The 16,559-nt window shown below is 55.1% G+C and carries 17 protein-coding genes and 1 riboswitch; of the genes, 11 read left to right on the top strand and 6 right to left on the bottom strand.

Annotated elements, in window-relative coordinates; all coding sequences use genetic code 11:
- The first annotated feature begins 3 nt into the window (after nt 1–3).
- The 4 genes from ACR0NE_RS01095 (at nt 4) to ACR0NE_RS01080 (ending at nt 4,142) form a co-directional block, all read left to right on the top strand.
- The gene (locus ACR0NE_RS01095) at nt 4–1,035 is read left to right on the top strand and encodes a putative sulfate exporter family transporter (RefSeq protein ID WP_170596697.1); all 1,032 of its coding nucleotides are present in this window, start codon (nt 4–6) and stop codon (nt 1,033–1,035) included.
- Nucleotides 1,036–1,205: 170 nt separating this feature from the next.
- Nucleotides 1,206–2,435: an AGE family epimerase/isomerase gene (locus tag ACR0NE_RS01090; protein WP_170596699.1), complete on the top strand. Its 1,230-nt coding sequence runs from the start codon at nt 1,206–1,208 to the stop codon at nt 2,433–2,435.
- 144 nt (nt 2,436–2,579) lie between these two features.
- A complete protein-coding gene (locus tag ACR0NE_RS01085; protein WP_170393778.1) occupies nt 2,580–2,822 on the top strand; it encodes a hypothetical protein in 243 nt (80 codons plus the stop codon).
- A gap of 45 nt (nt 2,823–2,867) precedes the next feature.
- Complete coding sequence (locus ACR0NE_RS01080) at nt 2,868–4,142, top strand: hypothetical protein (protein WP_170596701.1); 1,275 nt, start codon at nt 2,868–2,870, stop codon at nt 4,140–4,142.
- Between the two features lie 310 nt (nt 4,143–4,452).
- Here ACR0NE_RS01080 and ACR0NE_RS01075 read toward each other — a convergent pair whose 3' ends face one another.
- Entirely contained in the window at nt 4,453–5,934 is a 1,482-nt protein-coding gene (locus tag ACR0NE_RS01075) for an aminotransferase-like domain-containing protein (protein WP_170393774.1), read from the bottom strand.
- Between the two features lie 616 nt (nt 5,935–6,550).
- Between ACR0NE_RS01075 and ACR0NE_RS01070 the strand changes: the two genes are divergently transcribed.
- From ACR0NE_RS01070 to ACR0NE_RS01055, 4 genes are all read left to right on the top strand, one after another.
- Entirely contained in the window at nt 6,551–7,051 is a 501-nt protein-coding gene (locus tag ACR0NE_RS01070) for a TRAP transporter small permease subunit (protein WP_170393772.1), read from the top strand.
- Nucleotides 7,052–7,170: 119 nt separating this feature from the next.
- Entirely contained in the window at nt 7,171–8,169 is a 999-nt protein-coding gene (locus ACR0NE_RS01065) for a TRAP transporter substrate-binding protein DctP (RefSeq protein WP_170625728.1), read from the top strand.
- A gap of 160 nt (nt 8,170–8,329) precedes the next feature.
- A complete protein-coding gene (locus ACR0NE_RS01060; protein WP_170393768.1) occupies nt 8,330–9,637 on the top strand; it encodes a TRAP transporter large permease in 1,308 nt (435 codons plus the stop codon).
- Between the two features lie 13 nt (nt 9,638–9,650).
- The gene (locus ACR0NE_RS01055) at nt 9,651–10,061 is read left to right on the top strand and encodes a universal stress protein (protein WP_170393765.1); all 411 of its coding nucleotides are present in this window, start codon (nt 9,651–9,653) and stop codon (nt 10,059–10,061) included.
- Nucleotides 10,062–10,131: 70 nt separating this feature from the next.
- Here the strand turns inward: ACR0NE_RS01055 and ACR0NE_RS01050 are convergent, their stop codons facing one another.
- On the bottom strand, nt 10,132–10,431 hold the full coding sequence (locus ACR0NE_RS01050; protein ID WP_170596703.1) for a CcdB family protein: 300 nt from the start codon (nt 10,429–10,431) through the stop codon (nt 10,132–10,134).
- Nucleotides 10,431–10,661 carry a type II toxin-antitoxin system CcdA family antitoxin gene (locus ACR0NE_RS01045; RefSeq protein ID WP_170393761.1) on the bottom strand — a complete coding sequence of 77 codons (231 nt, stop codon included), beginning with the start codon at nt 10,659–10,661 and terminating at the stop codon, nt 10,431–10,433. The genes ACR0NE_RS01050 and ACR0NE_RS01045 overlap by 1 nt, the downstream gene beginning before the upstream one ends.
- A gap of 179 nt (nt 10,662–10,840) precedes the next feature.
- Nucleotides 10,841–10,946, top strand: a riboswitch (TPP riboswitch).
- Nucleotides 10,947–10,978: 32 nt separating this feature from the next.
- Here ACR0NE_RS01045 and thiB point away from each other — a divergent pair.
- From thiB to ACR0NE_RS01030, 3 genes are read left to right on the top strand one after another with little or no spacing between them, the layout of a single operon-like run.
- Nucleotides 10,979–11,959: a thiamine ABC transporter substrate binding subunit gene (thiB, locus tag ACR0NE_RS01040; protein WP_170562176.1), complete on the top strand. Its 981-nt coding sequence runs from the start codon at nt 10,979–10,981 to the stop codon at nt 11,957–11,959.
- Complete coding sequence (locus ACR0NE_RS01035) at nt 11,935–13,482, top strand: thiamine/thiamine pyrophosphate ABC transporter permease ThiP (protein WP_170562178.1); 1,548 nt, start codon at nt 11,935–11,937, stop codon at nt 13,480–13,482. The genes thiB and ACR0NE_RS01035 overlap by 25 nt, the downstream gene beginning before the upstream one ends.
- Nucleotides 13,469–14,161 (top strand): thiamine ABC transporter ATP-binding protein, encoded by a 693-nt coding sequence (locus ACR0NE_RS01030; protein ID WP_170393755.1) that lies wholly within the window; start codon nt 13,469–13,471, stop codon nt 14,159–14,161. Before ACR0NE_RS01035 ends, ACR0NE_RS01030 begins: the two co-directional genes overlap by 14 nt.
- Here ACR0NE_RS01030 and ACR0NE_RS01025 read toward each other — a convergent pair.
- From ACR0NE_RS01025 to ACR0NE_RS01015, 3 genes are read right to left on the bottom strand one after another with little or no spacing between them, the layout of a single operon-like run.
- Complete coding sequence (locus ACR0NE_RS01025; RefSeq protein ID WP_170596705.1) at nt 14,149–14,667, bottom strand: putative molybdenum carrier protein; 519 nt, start codon at nt 14,665–14,667, stop codon at nt 14,149–14,151. The two genes, ACR0NE_RS01030 and ACR0NE_RS01025, sit on opposite strands and share 13 nt — an antisense overlap.
- Entirely contained in the window at nt 14,664–15,596 is a 933-nt protein-coding gene (locus ACR0NE_RS01020; RefSeq protein WP_170596707.1) for a 4-hydroxyproline epimerase, read from the bottom strand. Before ACR0NE_RS01020 ends, ACR0NE_RS01025 begins: the two co-directional genes overlap by 4 nt.
- Entirely contained in the window at nt 15,587–16,546 is a 960-nt protein-coding gene (locus ACR0NE_RS01015; RefSeq protein WP_170596709.1) for a dihydrodipicolinate synthase family protein, read from the bottom strand. Before ACR0NE_RS01015 ends, ACR0NE_RS01020 begins: the two co-directional genes overlap by 10 nt.
- Nucleotides 16,547–16,559 lie beyond the last annotated feature (13 nt).

Here is a 16,559-nt window from a genome sequence, read left to right as displayed (position 1 = left end):
GTTATGGCGTCCGCCGATCCTTCAGCCCTATCCCTCACCGAGCGGAGCAAGGAGCGTGTTCGCACGCTCTTTCCCGGCGTCATGATCGCCGTAACCGTTGCCGTCGCCGCCAAGTTCCTGTCCGAGCATTATGCTACCCCGGCCATGCTGCTTGCCCTTCTTTTGGGGATTGCGGTCAGCTTTCTGGGCGAAGAAGGAAAAACCGTTGAGGGGATCGGATTCGCCGCACGCACACTTCTGCGCCTTGGCGTGGCCTTGCTGGGTGTGCGCGTGTCGATGACCCTGATGCTGGGTCTGGGCTGGGACCTGATTGCCCTTGTGATCGTCGGAGTGCTGTTGACCATAGGATTTGGCCTGTCCGTAGCTCGTTTTTTTGGCCACAAATGGCGCTTTGCCTTTCTGACCGCCGGTTCGGTTGCAATTTGCGGTGCATCGGCGGCAATGGCGATCAGTGCAATCCTGCCCAAGGACGAACGCTCGGAAGAGCGTCTGATTTTTACGGTCATGGGCGTGACCGTTTTGTCCACCATCGCCATGATCGCCTATCCGATCCTGGTACGCACATTGGGGATGAACGAGATTGCGGGCGGTGTGTTTCTGGGTGGCACCATCCATGATGTGGCTCAGGTTGTCGGCGCGGGATTTTCGATCTCGGAACAAACCGGAGATACAGCGACGCTGGTAAAATTGTTCCGCGTGGCGATGCTGGCACCGGTGGTTTTGGTCGCTTCACTGATTATTCGTGGCTTTGCTGAAATGGACGAAGACGGGAAACGTCCACCGCTGTTGCCGGGATTCGTGTTAGGATTTCTGGTTCTCGCTGCGGCATCCTCATTCGGATTGATCCCGCCAGCGATTTCAGAATTTCTAAGCCAATGCTCTCGATGGTTGTTGCTTGTTGCGATCGCAGCTGTTGGGATGAAGACAAACCTTAAACAGATCCTGTCGGTCGGTGCAGCCGCAATCGCCCTCATCATAGTGGAGACGTTGTTCATCGCCGTGGTAATTCTGGCCGGGATTAACCTATTAACCTGAAGCAGTTACCAAGAGTTTTCCGCCAACTGCGACGGCTGAACGGCAACCCCTGACAGTCCGGTGCGGGTTTGCCGATTGCCTTCGTGCGCGGTGTTTGGTTCATTGGCGACTGGCGCTTTGCAGCGCTTTTTCGTTCGATTCCGAATGGTCCCTCAAGCGAGATGAAGAATATGGACAACACCTTGCCTCTGCCACCCGGCCCGCATTCCGAACCGGGCTTTTGGCTTGATACATCTGAACACCGCACGTGGTTGAAAGATCAGGCTATGCGACAGTTGGCGTTTTTCAGCGCAAGTTGTCGGACCGAGCCAGGATTTTTCATCCTCGACCATGATGGCAGCCCGCTGCCAAACACATTGCAGGAACTGCACACGACTACACGCCTAGTGCATTCTTACGCTCTGGGGCATCTGATTGAATTTCAAGGCGCAGAGCGGATCATCGATCACGGTATGGCCTACCTCAACAGCCACCACAAAGACCGGGATCACGCCGGTTACCTTTGGGCTTTGGATGGCGACAACATCAAGGATGATCGCAAACTTGCCTACGGGCATGTCTTTGTTCTGCTCGCTGCCTCAAGCGCAAAACAGATAGGGCACTCGGAAGCTGACAAACTGCTGGCCGAAATCCGGGATATCCTTGATACACATTTCTGGGATGATGAGACCGGGTTGTTCCGCGACGAATGGAACCGCGATTGGACGCCGTTTTCCACATATCGCGGAATGAACGCGAATATGCACGGAGTTGAGGCACTGCTTGCAGCCTTTGAGGCGACAGGCGACGAAATCTATCTTACCCGCGCCGGTCGTATTCTGGATTTCTTTATCGGCCGGATCGCACCTGCTGAAAACTGGCGCTTGCCCGAGCATTTCACTTCAGATTGGCAGATTGACCGAGGCTATGCCGGTGACCCGATGTTTCGTCCCGCAGGCACGACCCCGGGCCATTCATTCGAGCTTGGGCGACTTCAGCTGCAGCATTGGGATTTATCGGGCCGACCAAACTCGGGCGCGCCCGAGTCATCGCGACGATTGATTGAGCAGGCCCTCAAGGATGCATGGCTGCCCGGCGGCGGCATGGCATATACGCTGGATTTTGGGGGTCGGGTCGCAAATGCGTCGCGGTTCTGGTGGCCAGTAGCTGAAGCCATTGGTGCGGTTGGAGCCCTGATCGCACTGGATAAAAGGCAAGAGGATGAAATTTGGTACAGAAAACTCTGGACCTTTGCGAATGAAACGTTCGTGGATCACCAACATGGCGGCTGGTTCCCGGCGGTGGATGAATCCGGTGACATCGTGACATCCATCTTTGGCGGCAAACCGGATATCTATCATTCATTGCAGGCTTGCCTGTTCCCGCTATCGGGGCGCTTATCGCGGATGGTGCCGCTTTAGCACGCGTATTCAAGCAAAGCGAGACCCGCATCGAGCCGGCTCAATTGAAGAGTCGGGGCAAATCTGCTATGTTAAATACATTCAACACCATCCGACGACCTGCGAATTCGGATGCGTTTCTTGACGAACGGATAGGAGAGTTGAATGGCAAATCAAGCACGTGGAAAGCGAACGACCCGAAAGGGCACACTTGAGGTGAGACCACAACCATCGGCCCATTCCGCCCTGAGCGAACGGGCCGGGGCGTCAGGCCTCATGACCCCGCAAATGCTGAGCGAACGCGATGAGCGCGTCTCAAAAACTCGCAAAAAGGGCGGGCCTGCTTTGGAAGAAGATAATTCGGATCAATCCGGCAATGACGCTGATCCGACAGAACTGGATTACTAATCAATTACGCGCATTTTTTGACATGAATAGATTACGGAGGCTGCTATGCCCTCGACCCATCAGCCAAGGATTTTCAACACAATAAACCTTACGGATTTCGATACTAACGGCCAAACCTCTACTGTGGGCGAACCGACGGTTTCCAGCAACGGAGGCCAGATTCTGGCCACTGGCAACTGGTATGCAAGTCGGTCACTGGACGGCGGCCAAAGCTGGTCTCACATGAGCCCTTTCACGTTGTTCCCACCTGTTGACGGGGGGTTTTGCTGCGACCAGACCACGATTTACGACCCAAGCCGGGATCTGCTTATCTGGCTGCTTCAATATATCGAACAGGGGGGCACCAACACACTGCGGGTTGCGGTCAAACAAGGGCGCACCTTGGGGAACGACACATGGAACATTTGGGATTTCACCCCCGCCGGGCTTGATCCCGCGTGGAACAATGAGTGGTTCGACTATAATCACGTTTCGTTGTCCGAAAACTATTTGTATGCGGGCACCAATGTGTTCTCGGCCGGGGCTAACCAGTTTACCCGCTCGGTCATTCTGCGGATTTCACTGGACGAACTGGCGACCGCGGCAACGCTATCATTCGACATATTCGAAACAGAAGACAACTTTTCTCTGCGCTGCGTACAAGGCGCACGCGGCGCGATGTACTTTGCCAGCCACAACACGAACTCGCAGATCCGCGTATTCAGATGGGCCGAGAACGCCTCGGACGTAGATGAATTCGACATCGATGTCACGCCTTGGTCCGCAGGCAATTATTCCGCGCAGACCACCGGTGGCGACTGGATGTCGCGCACTGATCCACGCATTATGGCTGGTTGGCTGGGACGCGGCGTTCTGGGCTTTATGTGGACAGCTAATCGTCAGACCAACAGGCCACTCCCTTTCGTCAGGACCGTCCGCATTGACGAAGCAACCATGTCATTGATTGACGAACCGGATATCTGGAACAGTCAGATCGCGTTCGCCTACCCCTCAACAGCTGTAAACCGGGTTGGTGATGTAGGGCTTTCGGTCTTTGCGGGTGGTGGGAATTTGCATCCGAGCCATGTTGTTGGCTCATACGACGATATCGATCTGACTTGGCGGCTGGCCCTCGCTCGACGTGGCACAGACACTCCGGGTCTGGGAAAATGGGGCGACTACACCAACTGTGCCGAGGTTGCCGATGATGGCTTCACCTGGCTGGCAGCCGGGTACACGCTGCAGGGCGGGAACACCCAAACTGACATCGAACCAACCATGACCTGGTTCGCACAGCAGCGCTATGACGCACCACGTCGCCATCCGCCCGTTATCGTCTAAAACATTATAACCATTTATAATTCAGGGATCTACATCATGCACAGAGCGATTAAATCACAAGGCGTAAAGTCATTCTTGCGGCAGGAAGCCCCCTGGCTACTTATCGCCTTTGTTATTGCTGACCTATTCTACAAATGGGGGTCATTCGCCCTGGAATGCGTCGGCTTTCTGTTGACTTGGTACGTCCTGAGCCTTCTAGCCAGCCTGGTGTCACGTATGCTGTGGGGGGAAAACTCAGCTGTCGGAGATTGAACCATCGATCAATCTTTTTAAGCTTGCGGACTATTGGTTTGCCTCCCGCCCTGGTACATTACGAGTTTGTTGCGCGAAGGTCTGAAATCACTTCGGACAACAGCTCAATCCCTTTTCGGATAGAACCGGGTTGGATTGACGAGACGCCAAGACGAAAGTGGTATCTCCCTGCGGTTTTATTTGAAAAACAGGGCCCGATCGGCTCCACAATAACACCGCGTTTTAGGGCGGCTTGACATATCGTCATGGCATCCAACCGGGCCTCGGGATCAGAAAGCACAAAAACCGTTCCGCCAAATTCGCCCGTTTTCAGAAAATGGGGTAGCTTTTCACGGATCGTCGTATCAGCCAGATGCCAGCGCAGCTCATAATTCTGACGAACCCTGCGCAACAAGCCATCATAGTACCCCAAGTTGATAAACGCGGCAGCAGTGTGCTGCAGGATCATCGGGGGATGGCGCATCATCATGCCCCGGCAATCGCGCGCGGCGTCAATAAATTCTGGCGCAGCCGCCAGGTACCCCAGGCGCAAACCTGGTGAAAGACCTTTGGAAAGGCTGCCCAAATAGATCAGTCGATCCGTGTCATCCAGACTGCGCAGCGGCAGCAAAGTAGAATGCCGGTAATCCACATCGCATTCGTAATCGTCTTCGACTATGTAAAAATCATACTCTTCAGCGGCCTGCAGCAAGGCCTTGCGGCGGCGCTCGGACATCGTAACGGTGGTTGGGTGCTGGCGATTGGGGGTTACGAATACCAGGTCAGCCTCGCGCAGACGTTCATCGACGATCAAACCCTCGCTATCAATGGGTTGAAACCTTACATTCCCAAAATTTGCCTGAAGGATCTTGCGTGCATCCGGATATCCCGGATCCTCCATAACCGCAGTTTTATCGCGCCCGCCGAACAACAGGCTGGTGATAAACAACCCGTTTTGCGAACCCAATGTGATCAGGATTGAATCGCTGGGTTCAAAAATACCGCGACGGGGCAGGATGCGCTGCCGGACCTGCTCGATAAGTTCAAAGCAATCCTCGTACAGCCCGTCTGCAGACCAGATTTTCAGATGCTTTCGATTCATGGCCAACCGAGTGCATTCGCGCCAATCCGCAACCGGGAATGCGCCATCATCGATTTGGTTGCACACAAACGGATAGTCGTACTTGTACCAGTCATTTGGGCGCTGGATGGTTTCGATCTCTTCGGTGCGGCGCAGTTTGTTCAGTTTCTGGCCAATCGATGTGCGCTGTCTGGTGCTGGTTCGCCCAATCGCATCACCGTCCGTGCGAATCCCTACGTCAGAGCAGACATAATAACCCGAGCGGGGCCGGGCCTCGATCAGTTGCTCTTCTTCAAGCTTTCGATAAGCCGCGACGACCGTATTGATCGAAACATCGAGATCCCGCGCCAACCCCCGACATGAGGCAAGCTTTAGTCCAGACGGCATCAAACCTTCAAAAATGAGTCGTGAAATCTGCGAGACGATCTGATCTCGCAAACCGCTGGACTGAGTTTTGTCGATGCTCAACCGTTGTGTCATGTCCTGTCGGGCTCTAGTCGCAAATTCTGCGACGCGATTTGCAAACTGTAACCATGTTTTCAAGTGCTCCATGCAAAGTGGAAACGACGCCAAATGCCCCAATTCTGTGCTGGCAATGCTGAAAGCAATTGCGCTCTTACCAAAAGCGGGTTGATGATAACTCAAAAAAGAGACTTCAGCCAACGCTATGTTTTTAAATCACTTATACCGACCTGAGATGTGCTTAAGCAACCTTTGCTGCCATTGTTGAACTTGTAACATCTTATCGCTCGGGACTGAATCGCGGCATCGAGCTGTCACTTGGCGCGATGAAATCTGTACCCATTATTACAAACAACTGTATCTTTCTCAGTCGAACTCCTTCGCGTTTGCTGTAGCGATCCGGGAAGTTCCGTGTCGAAATTAGGGATCACCCGGGCCGTTCGATGCGACTAGGGAGGGAGACCGTTCGCATGGTTTTGCAGGAGTGGGATATGCGTCGACTCTGTGAACAGCGATTCAGCAGACGTTTCTCTGATGTCCGTCCGAACCCCGACGCGAAGGGTCCGGTACATCAATTCAGCGCACAGATTTCTTGAGGGAGAACCAGATCCATGAAAAACACAACGAGGTTGGCATGCTGATGCGCGGTCTGGAAAAGCTGACAAGCGCAATCTCAGAAGTCATGGGCCGCATCGGCTGGTTTCTCATCTTGTATTGCATGGCGTTTGGCGTGTCGGACGTATTCATGCGCTATGTACTGAACGCGCCCTCCCAGTGGATCGGCACCACATTGCAAGCTGCGATGGTGTTGTTGGCCTGCACCGGCGGCGTCTATGCGTTGCAGCATGACAGTTTCGTCAAACTCGACCTGTTTTATGCAAACGCCAGCAAGCGGTCAAAAGCGATTTTGGATGTCCTGACGGCACCGATTGCAATCCTGTTTCTGGTCGCATTGATCTGGAAGGGTTACGAAGCCGCATCGCTGTCTCTGATGCTTAATCAGAAGACCCCGACATCCATTCCGATCCCGATTTATCCGATCAAATTTGCGATCCCACTCAGCGGTGCAATGGTTCTCTTGGTGGTCCTGAAACACTTGCTCCGCGATCTGCAAACGATCTTCGGGCGCAGTTAGGCACGCTGGCCTGGGCACCTGCAAATACAAACGAAAATAGACTGATCCACTAACGAGGAGGAATAAACATGAAACCAAACAGGTTTGTGCACACAACCATGTGGGCAGGCGCCATAGCCGTGACCGCAAGCATTGCCGTCGCACAAGATGGGCCGCCGGATGAAGTAACCGAGTGGACCTTCCAGCCCGCATTTGACCAGACCGATGCCGGCTGGGACAATGGCCTGATCCCTTGGGTTGAAGCAGTTGAAAAAGCGACTGAAGGCACGGTCAAAATCCGTGTTGAGCCCGCAGGGGCGCTGGTCAGCGGTGCAGAGGCCTTTGGCGCAGCGGCGGCTGGTCTGACCGATGGCTACGCGGGCTGGGGTTCAGTCTATGGTGGCGACATGCCCGAAGGCATGCTGGCGTTTGGCATGGCCATGGGCGCCGACAACACCGAAGAAGCGTGGGAAGTGATGTGGGGCAACCCCGACTACCGCGTTGGGGACATCGTGCAAGAGGCCGCCAACGCGCGGAACCTGCAATGGGCAGGCTGGACCAACCAGGGACCGAACGCAATGTTCACCAAGTTCCGGGTCGAAAAACTGGAAGATCTGGAAGGCCGCAAGATGCGCGCCGGTGGACCCCAGGCCATCTTCCACTCGACCATGGGCGGCGCGCCGGTCTCGATGAACGGTGGTGAGATTTACACCGCAATCAAACTGGGCACCATTGAAGGCACCTACTGGGATACAGGCGGCATCGATGACATGTCGTTCCAGGAAGTAATCGACTATGCGATCATGCCCGGTTGGAACCCTGCTCAGCACCAGGAGATCTTTATCAACCTGCAGAGCTGGAACGCCCTGACCGACTGGCAGCGCGAAAAGATCAACGGAGTTTTTGAAGAAACCTATTTCGAAACCAGCCGCATGCATGCGGAAGGTGTCGAAGAAGCGCTTCAAATCCTGCGCGATGCCGGTGGTGAAGTAATCGAGCTGAGCGATGAAGAAGTTGCTCGTATGCGCGAGAAATCCATTGCCGAAGTGTGGCCGCAGGTTGCAGCCGCATCCGAGGGCAACGCCAAAGGCGTGGAAATCTTCAAGAGGTTCCTGGAAGACAAGGCGAACGCGCAATAATCCCGCGCAATGTCATCTTTCCAATATAGCTAAAACTCTTTCGCTGGCCTGATCGTCGGGCCAGCGGACCAGACGGGCGCATGTCAGTGTTAAAAGCACTGCTGACACACAACCCGGCAAAGACCGCGCGAACGGCCACTAGGTAGGGAAACTAAAGATCATGAGCCTCGAACTAATTACAGCGCTGTATTTCTTAATACTGTTTGGGATCCTTTTCATGGGGCTGCCGGTTGCTTTCGGCTTGGGCGGAACAGCGGTTCTATTTGCCCTGGTTTTCGAACCTCGCGCGCTGTTGTCCGTACCCAGTGCATTCTATTCAACGCCTTGGAATTCGGTACTGGTCACAGTGCCTTTGTTCCTGTTCATGGGCTCACTCATAAGATTTTCGGGGATAGCCGAAACGGCCTATGACGCCGTTTACAAGCTGATCGGCCACATTCATGGTGGTCTCGCGATGGGTACAGTTCAGGTCTGTACTGTTTTTGCCGCAATCACCGGCATCACACCGCCGGCGACCACCACGATGGGTCAGATCGCCTATCCTTCGATGATGCGCTACAAATATGATCGCCGTATCGCGATCGGTTGTATCGCGGCAGGCGGTGCGTTGGGTGCTCTGATCCCACCAAGCGTTCCGTTCATCTTCTATGGATTGCTGGCCAAGGTTTCGATCGGTGACCTGTTCATGGCGGGGTTGCTGCCCGGCCTGATGCTGGCCACGTTCTACACGATCTACATCGGCGTACGTTGTAAAATCCAGCCCGAGCTGGGCCCCGCCCTGCCCGCTGATCAGAAATTCACCCGCACCGAAAAACTGACCGCCGTTCTCAGCATCTGGCCGTTTGCCTTACTCATCATCATCGTTCTGGGCGTCATCTGGGGCGGTATCGCAACACCGGCAGAAGCTGCCGCATTTGGTGCCGCAGGCGCCTTTGTCATCAACCTGATCTACGGCAAACTGACCTGGGAGGTGCTGAGGGAATCGTTGGTGTCCACCTTGAAGCTCAGCGGTATGGGGCTTTGGATTCTGATTGGTGCCACCGTCTATCTTAATGTGTTCAACACGCTTGGCAGCCAGGACCTGCTGACCAATCTGGTTCTTTCCATGCCCGGCGGTGCAACCGGCATCCTGCTGATGATGATGCTGATCATTCTCGTCCTGGGTATGGTGATGGATGATTGGGCCATCATCATGCTGTGCACACCACTGTTCATCCCGATTATCGACGAATTGGGGATCGACAAGCTGTGGTTTGGCGCGCTGTTCATCGTGAACATCCAAATCGCTTACCTGACACCTCCGTTCGGTTTTGTGCTGTTCTGGATCAAAGGGGTTCTGCCCAAGGATGTCAGCATGGGGGATGTCTACAATTCGGTTGGCCCGTTTGTGGCACTCCAGTTCGTTGGCCTGACCCTGATCTTCATCTTCCCGCAGATCGCCACCTGGTTGCCCAACATCCTGAAATAATCCGGAGGTACAGATGTATAACCATATCCTCGTTCCAGTCGCCCCTGATCACATCAACGACTGTGCCAAATCTCTGGATGCAGCAAGCCGCTTGCTGTCGGATGGCGGGACAGTATCGGTGCTGTCCGTTCTCGAAGAACTACCTTCGTATATCGGGTCGTACTTTCCACCCGAGCAGGTTCAGAAAAGCGTTTCTGATTTTGAGGACAAACTGAACGCATCGATGGAGTCTCCGAAGATCGGCACTCATGTTGTTACAGGTCATCCAACAAATTCCATTCTGGATTGGGCCGAGGAACATAAAGTGGACTGCATAGTGGTTGCGTCACACCAACCGGGCCTTTCGGACTATCTGATCGGTTCAACGGCTGCACGTGTGGTCCGTCATGCACATTGCAGTGTCGTGGTACTGCGCGACAAGTAGAGCAGAAGCATAACACCTGACAGGTGTTATGCGCGCAAAGTGGCTGGCCAATGAGGCCAGCTATTGTCGTTCAGAAACCTTGCATCAGCATATCTACGGCCACGGTGATCTGCTCGAAATCATCTTTCAGATGACCCACTGGTGATTTGAGGAGTCCCACAGGAACAGCAGCCATGAACTGGGTCACCATTACAACCTGCTCACCATCTATCAGGAACTCAGGGTTGAGGCGGGTCGCTGGTTTCGGCGCATGTGCTTTTGGCAAAAGCGGCACCACTATGCGGGTATTCAGATCGCTCAGAAGATCGGTTTGCACATCCAGAAGATAGCCATCGCCGGAGGGGTTGGGGAATACATCGTATTTCGGCATCAGAACTGACGAAAGCGGTCCAAGGGCAACCCGTGCCGTTCAACATACGAGTTTGAGCTTTGCAGTGCCTCCGCGTTTTCGGCCCTCCACTGTGCTGCCTTCGCAGCGGTAACGGCGGCACGCACTCCTTCTTCGGCGGCACGCGACAGGTTCACGTTCAGCGCTCTGGCCTCGGTGAGCAAAGCGCTATCAAGTGATAGATTGGTCGGTTTGCGTGGTTGAGCGTTCATTCTGTCTTGGCCTCCATGTGCCCGAGAATATCAATATACTGTATGCGCGTCAAATATGCGCATATCTCCTAAAGGACTTCTCTGGCTTCGTGGCTCGTTCTTATGGTATTTCATTCAATGCTTATTGAACGAGAACCTAACGATTTCGGTTGAAATCGTCCTCTCATCCCCCTAATCACGACCCTACCTCGGGGTGCGCTAAAGACCGCGCTGAGATGCTAATTGGCAAACCCGTTGAACCTGAACCGGCTAGAACCGGCGGAGGGAAAGGTACAGGTTTCATCCATCCTTACCCTCTCGCCGCATTGGAGGATGATATGAAACATCTGGCAATTGCTGCGGGAATACTGACTGCGACTTCGGCTGTGGCAGCCGATAAGCCCACGTTGACCGTATATACTTACGACAGCTTCGTTTCGGACTGGGGCCCCGGCCCGAAGGTCGAAGAGGCGTTTGAAGCGCAATGCGAATGCGACCTGAACCTTGTCGGCGTCGAAGATGGCGCAGCATTGCTGTCACGCATCCGGCTAGAAGGCGAAAACAGCGACGCCGATATTGTATTGGGTTTGGATACCAACCTGATATCGGCAGCTAAAGAAACCGGCCTGTTTGCACCTCATTCAGTCACTGCCGAGTATGCTCTGCCCATCGAGTGGACCGACACAGTTTTTGCCCCCTACGACTGGGGTTACTTTGCATTTGTTCACAATGCAGATTTTGCCGCTCCTAACAGCTTCCGCGAGTTGGCAGATAGTGACATCAAGATCATCATTCAGGATCCGCGTTCATCGACGCCGGGGCTGGGACTTCTGCTGTGGGTCAAGGCCGCGTATGGCGATGAAGCCCAAGAAATCTGGGCTGACCTTGCTGACAATATCGTGACGGTTACCAAGGGCTGGTCCGAGTCATATGGCTTGTTCCTTGAAGGTGAGGCCGACATGGTTCTAAGCTATACGACCTCGCCAGCCTATCACCTGATTGCCGAGGAAGATGCCAGCAAAGCAGCAGCAGCCTTTGACGAAGGCCATTATATGCAGGTCGAGGTTGCGGCCAAGCTAGCCAATTCCGATCAGCCCGAGCTGGCAGATCAGTTTCTGAACTTCATGGTGTCTGACGCGTTTCAGACGATCATCCCAACAACCAACTGGATGTACCCGGCCGTAACCCCATCTTCCGGTCTGCCCGAAGGTTTTGAAACTCTAACGATCCCTCAGAAGTCCTTGCTGTTTGATCAGGACCAAGCCGCCATCGCGCGGGAACAGGCGCTTTCGGAATGGTTGGGCGCACTCAGCCAGTAAACCCACTTCCCGGTGTCAGTGCGGCTGCGATCGTTGCCGCGCTGATATTGGGCACACTGTTCATGGTGGCAGTGCGCGCTGATTCTGGCGGTGGGTTTGGTCCAGCCGACTGGGCAGCCTTACGCTTCACCCTGTTGCAAGCAACACTCTCTGCAGTGTTCAGCGCTGGTCTGGCTATTCCGGTCGCCCGCGCGCTGGCTCGCCGCCGGTTCACCGGTAGGCGCGTCCTTATCACGCTGTTGGGTGCACCTTTCATCCTGCCGGTCATCGTCGCCATCTTGGGATTGCTTCAGGTCTTTGGCCGGGCAGGATGGATCTCGGACGCGTTAGGCTATTTCGGTCTGCCGCCCATTCGAATCTATGGGCTGCATGGGGTCGTTCTGGCCCACGTATTTTTTAATCTACCTCTAGCAACACGCCTGATCTTGCAGGGTTGGCAGGAGATCCCTGCCGAGCGTTTCCGGCTAGCGGCCCAACTTGGGTGCGAAGGAATGGCAATGTTCCGTTTGATCGAATTGCCAATGCTTCGCCGCATTCTGCCCGGAGTGCTGGCCGTGATCTTCGCCATTTGCCTGACCAGTTTTGCGGTTGCCCTGACGCTGGGTGGAGGGCCGCGCGCCACCACGATTGAACTCGCGATCTATCAGGCCTTTACATATGATTTTGACTTAGGGCGCGCCGCCTTATTATCCGCTTTGCAACTTGTCCTGACTGCAGCGGCTGCGTTGGCAGCCTTAAAGTTCTCGCGCGGCGACGGGTTCGGTACCGGCCTGAATCGTGAGGCCCGGCGCTGGGATGGCCGAGGACCGCTGTTGGATGCGTTTTGGATTATCACTGCCGCCGCGTTCCTGCTGCTACCTCTGGCATCCGTCACGATTTCGGGTATCGCTGGGCTGTTTGAGATGCCGGTTTTGGTGTTCCGTGCCGCTATAATTTCAATCTGTGTTGCCGCCGCCAGTACCATCCTCCTATTACTGCTGGCCCTGCCCATGGCGACAGCCGTCGCGACAGGCCGGTTCGGCATCATCGAACTTGGCGGACTTCTTGGCCTCGCCGCCTCGCCCTTGGTCATTGGTACGGGTCTCTTTATTCTGATCCGCCCGCTGGCCAATCCTACAACTCTTGCGTTGCCGGTAACCGCGCTTGTGAACGCGGTCATGGCCTTGCCCTTCGCCCTTCGAATTTTGGTTCCCGCAGCGCGCGATGTGTTGGAACGGCACGGGCGGTTGGCACTGGCCCTGAACATGAACAACTGGTCCTTTTTCTTGCGTGTCATGCTTCCACGCCTGCGCCCCCAGATCGGTTTTGCCGCGGGCCTGACGGCGGCACTTTCCATGGGTGATCTGGGTGTGATCGCCCTGTTTGCAGATGCGCAGATCGCAACGCTGCCCCTGCAAATCTACCGCCTGATGGGCGCCTACCAGATGCAGGCCGCAGCAGGAGGCGCGCTGCTACTGCTTATACTATCGATGGGTGTTTTCTGGGTTCTGGATCGAGGGGGTCGCTGGCATGCTGAAGCTTGACAATTGCATCATCGCAAATGGCGATTTCCAATTAAGCGCTGACTTTGAGGTCAAGGCCGGATCCAGCGTTGCGATCATCGGTCCGTCGGGGGCAGGAAAATCAACACTTCTTGAAACTATCGCCGGTTTTCGAGACCTGAGAAGTGGGCACATCCACTGGAAGGATCATGACCTATCGACATTACCACCAGGCAGTCGACCGATGGCAATGCTGTTTCAGGACGGAAACCTGTTTCCTCACCTGAGCGCCGAACAGAATGTCGCCCTGGGCCTAAGGCCCAATGGAGGTTTGACTGCAGACGACCAACACCACATTCAATCGGCCCTCGGCCGCGTTGGCCTGCAGGGAATGGCGGCCAGAAAGCCCGCTGAATTATCAGGTGGTCAGCAAAGCCGCGTGGCGCTGGCCAGAATCCTCGTGCAAAAGCGTCAGGTGTTATTGCTCGACGAACCTTTCGCCGCCCTTGGCCCTGCCCTGAAAACAGAGATGCTCGATCTGGTCGCTGAATTAGTCGCCGAGACCAAAACCACCCTGCTTATGGTCAGCCACGACCCACGGGATGCGCTTCGGATAACCGACCAAACCGTATTGGTTGCGGATCAAATCGCACATCCACCTGCAGAGACCGAGACACTCTTCAACAATCCTCCGCCAGCGCTGCGCGATTATTTGGGCTGAATGAACTGATCCAGACAAGCGTCCAGCACCTCGTGCACACGCGGACCAATCTCGGGGGCCTCCGAAGCGCGCGGGCCTGCAATGTTCAGAACAGTTACAGGGTTAGCGCTCAGCCAAGCACGTATCTGTTGCGCGCGATCGGCCTTTCCTTTTCTTATATCCACCACCAGATGCGGTTTTTCAGCATCAACTGCAAACTCAACCGTTTTCCGCGTGCCGGGACTGTCTGACCCGTCGATAAAAACAAGCGTGGCGTCACTGGCAAAGACGTTGAGCCTTGTCCGTTCAGCGACATCTTCAGACTTCGTTTCAACAAGCCCGCTGAGATGCGCCGGAATCAACCCATCCTCATTCGTTCGACCCTTCGGCACCCAGCCGCCATAGGGGATGCCATTTGCGCGGGCAAACTCCAATGCGGCAGTGTCTACGCCGGTTTGTCCACCTGATACGATTTTCTGAACACGACGCCCGAATGGGATTCCGTCTTGCTCGTCTCCCTGCGTCAACGCGCAATACCAAATTGAAACGGATCATTCTGCGCAAAGAAGAGCTTACCCTCTGCCATCACATGCGCCTGGCCAGTTAGCTGGGGGACAATGCCCCCGCCCTGCCCCGGCTGATAGGACAGCCGGTACGAACTTCCGATGATGCTTTCCTGAACGATTTCTTCCCCAGCGGACAAGCGCCGACTGGCCGCGAGGCAGGCCAGCCGGGCCGAGCTGCCGGTGCCGCAAGGCGAACGGTCATAGTCATCGTCGGGGCACAGAACAAAGTTTCTGCTATGAATACCTGTATTCGATGAGTTGCCCTGAAAGATCACGTGATCAACCGGCTCGCCATTTTCGCCACCAACTTCTTGCGCAATGCAGGCTTCGCGAATTGCGATAGCCATATCGGTCAGCGGGCGAATGTTCTCAGGCGCAACCGGGATCGGGCTTGGCTCGACAATGAAGAACCAATTGCCGCCATAAGCGACATCGCCGGTGACGGGGCCATACTCTGCAGTCTCGACCGTCACGGAATGATGTACGCGGCGGCTTTCAATGTTGGTGACCTGCACGGTGTTGGCGTCCAGCAGATCAATCTTAACCTCACCTACCGGAGTTTCGATTCGGTGCGCGCCAACCTCGATCTGTCCAAGATGCGCCAATGTTACGCCTAACCCGATCGTCCCATGGCCGCACATGCCCAGTACCGCATCCGCGTCAAAGTAGATCACGCCCGCTTTGCAACCAGCAATGACCGGTTCGACAAGGAGCGCCCCGACCATGCCGGGCTGGCCGCGCGGCTCCAGTAGAACAGACTTGTAGAACCGCTCATGTTCCGTTGCCAGTCGCTTGGCGCGTTCAGCCAGTGATCCTGAACCCAGATCAGGCCCCCCGTCCAGAATGACCCGTGTGGGCATTCCACCGGTATGGCTGTCAATCACATGCATTCCGCAATGACTCCACCCTGACGAACCCAATCGGTAAACCACGACTTAAACAAATTGTAATGTTGCTCGCAGTAATTTCGCTGGGCGTCAGATAACACGTCGGTTTCATTGAAATGCAGGCTGTATTCCTCTTCGCCGTTCAGCACCAGAAGATGCTTGTAGTAAAGAACAAGATCCGTGCCTTCGTCAAAACTTGCCAGAACGCCAAATGCCTCGTCCAACTCCCGCGCGCGCAACCGTGCTTCGGCATGTCCCTCTGCTGCCTTTTTCGAAAGCGCCGCAAGCAACAATGCCTCTTTGGGCAGTGCCGTTCCTATCCCGGTGATCGATCCGGTGGCGCCGCAATTCACAAACCCATGGTAGACTTCTGTATCGACGCCTACCATCAAAGTGACCTGATCGTCCTGCGATGTAATATGTTCGGCGGCATAGCGCAGGTCATTCTTACCCCCGAACTCCTTAAAGCCAACCAAATTCGGATGCTCGGCCCGCAGTGCAAAAAACAAATCCGCACGGGTGGCAAACCCATAGACAGGGCTGTTGTAGATGATCGCAGGCACGTCCGGTGCCGCAGAAAGAATAGCCTTGAAGTGGTTCTTTTGCGCGGCAACCGATGAGCCTCGTGACAGAACCCGAGGGATAACCATCAACCCTGCCGCGCCGACCTTCTGCGCATGTGCTGCGTGCGCCACAGCGGAATTCGAGTTGATGGCACCCGTCCCCACGACAACCGGCAAGCCAGCGTCGACCAGTCGTTCCACGCCCTCCATCCGTTGGGCATCCGTCAGAAGCGGCCAATCCCCCATCGAGCCACAATAGACGACAGCGGACATGCCGGCCGCGATCATCTCTTTGCCCTTTTTGACCAGCGCGTCAAAGTCAGGTGTCCTGTCTGACTTACACGGCGTCATAAGGGCAGGCATAGTTCCAGTGAAAATAGTCCGGTCCATGAGATATCCGTTT

Source organism: Ruegeria sp. C9 (genome assembly GCF_056537585.1).
This window is presented reverse-complemented; position numbering and strand designations above follow the sequence as displayed.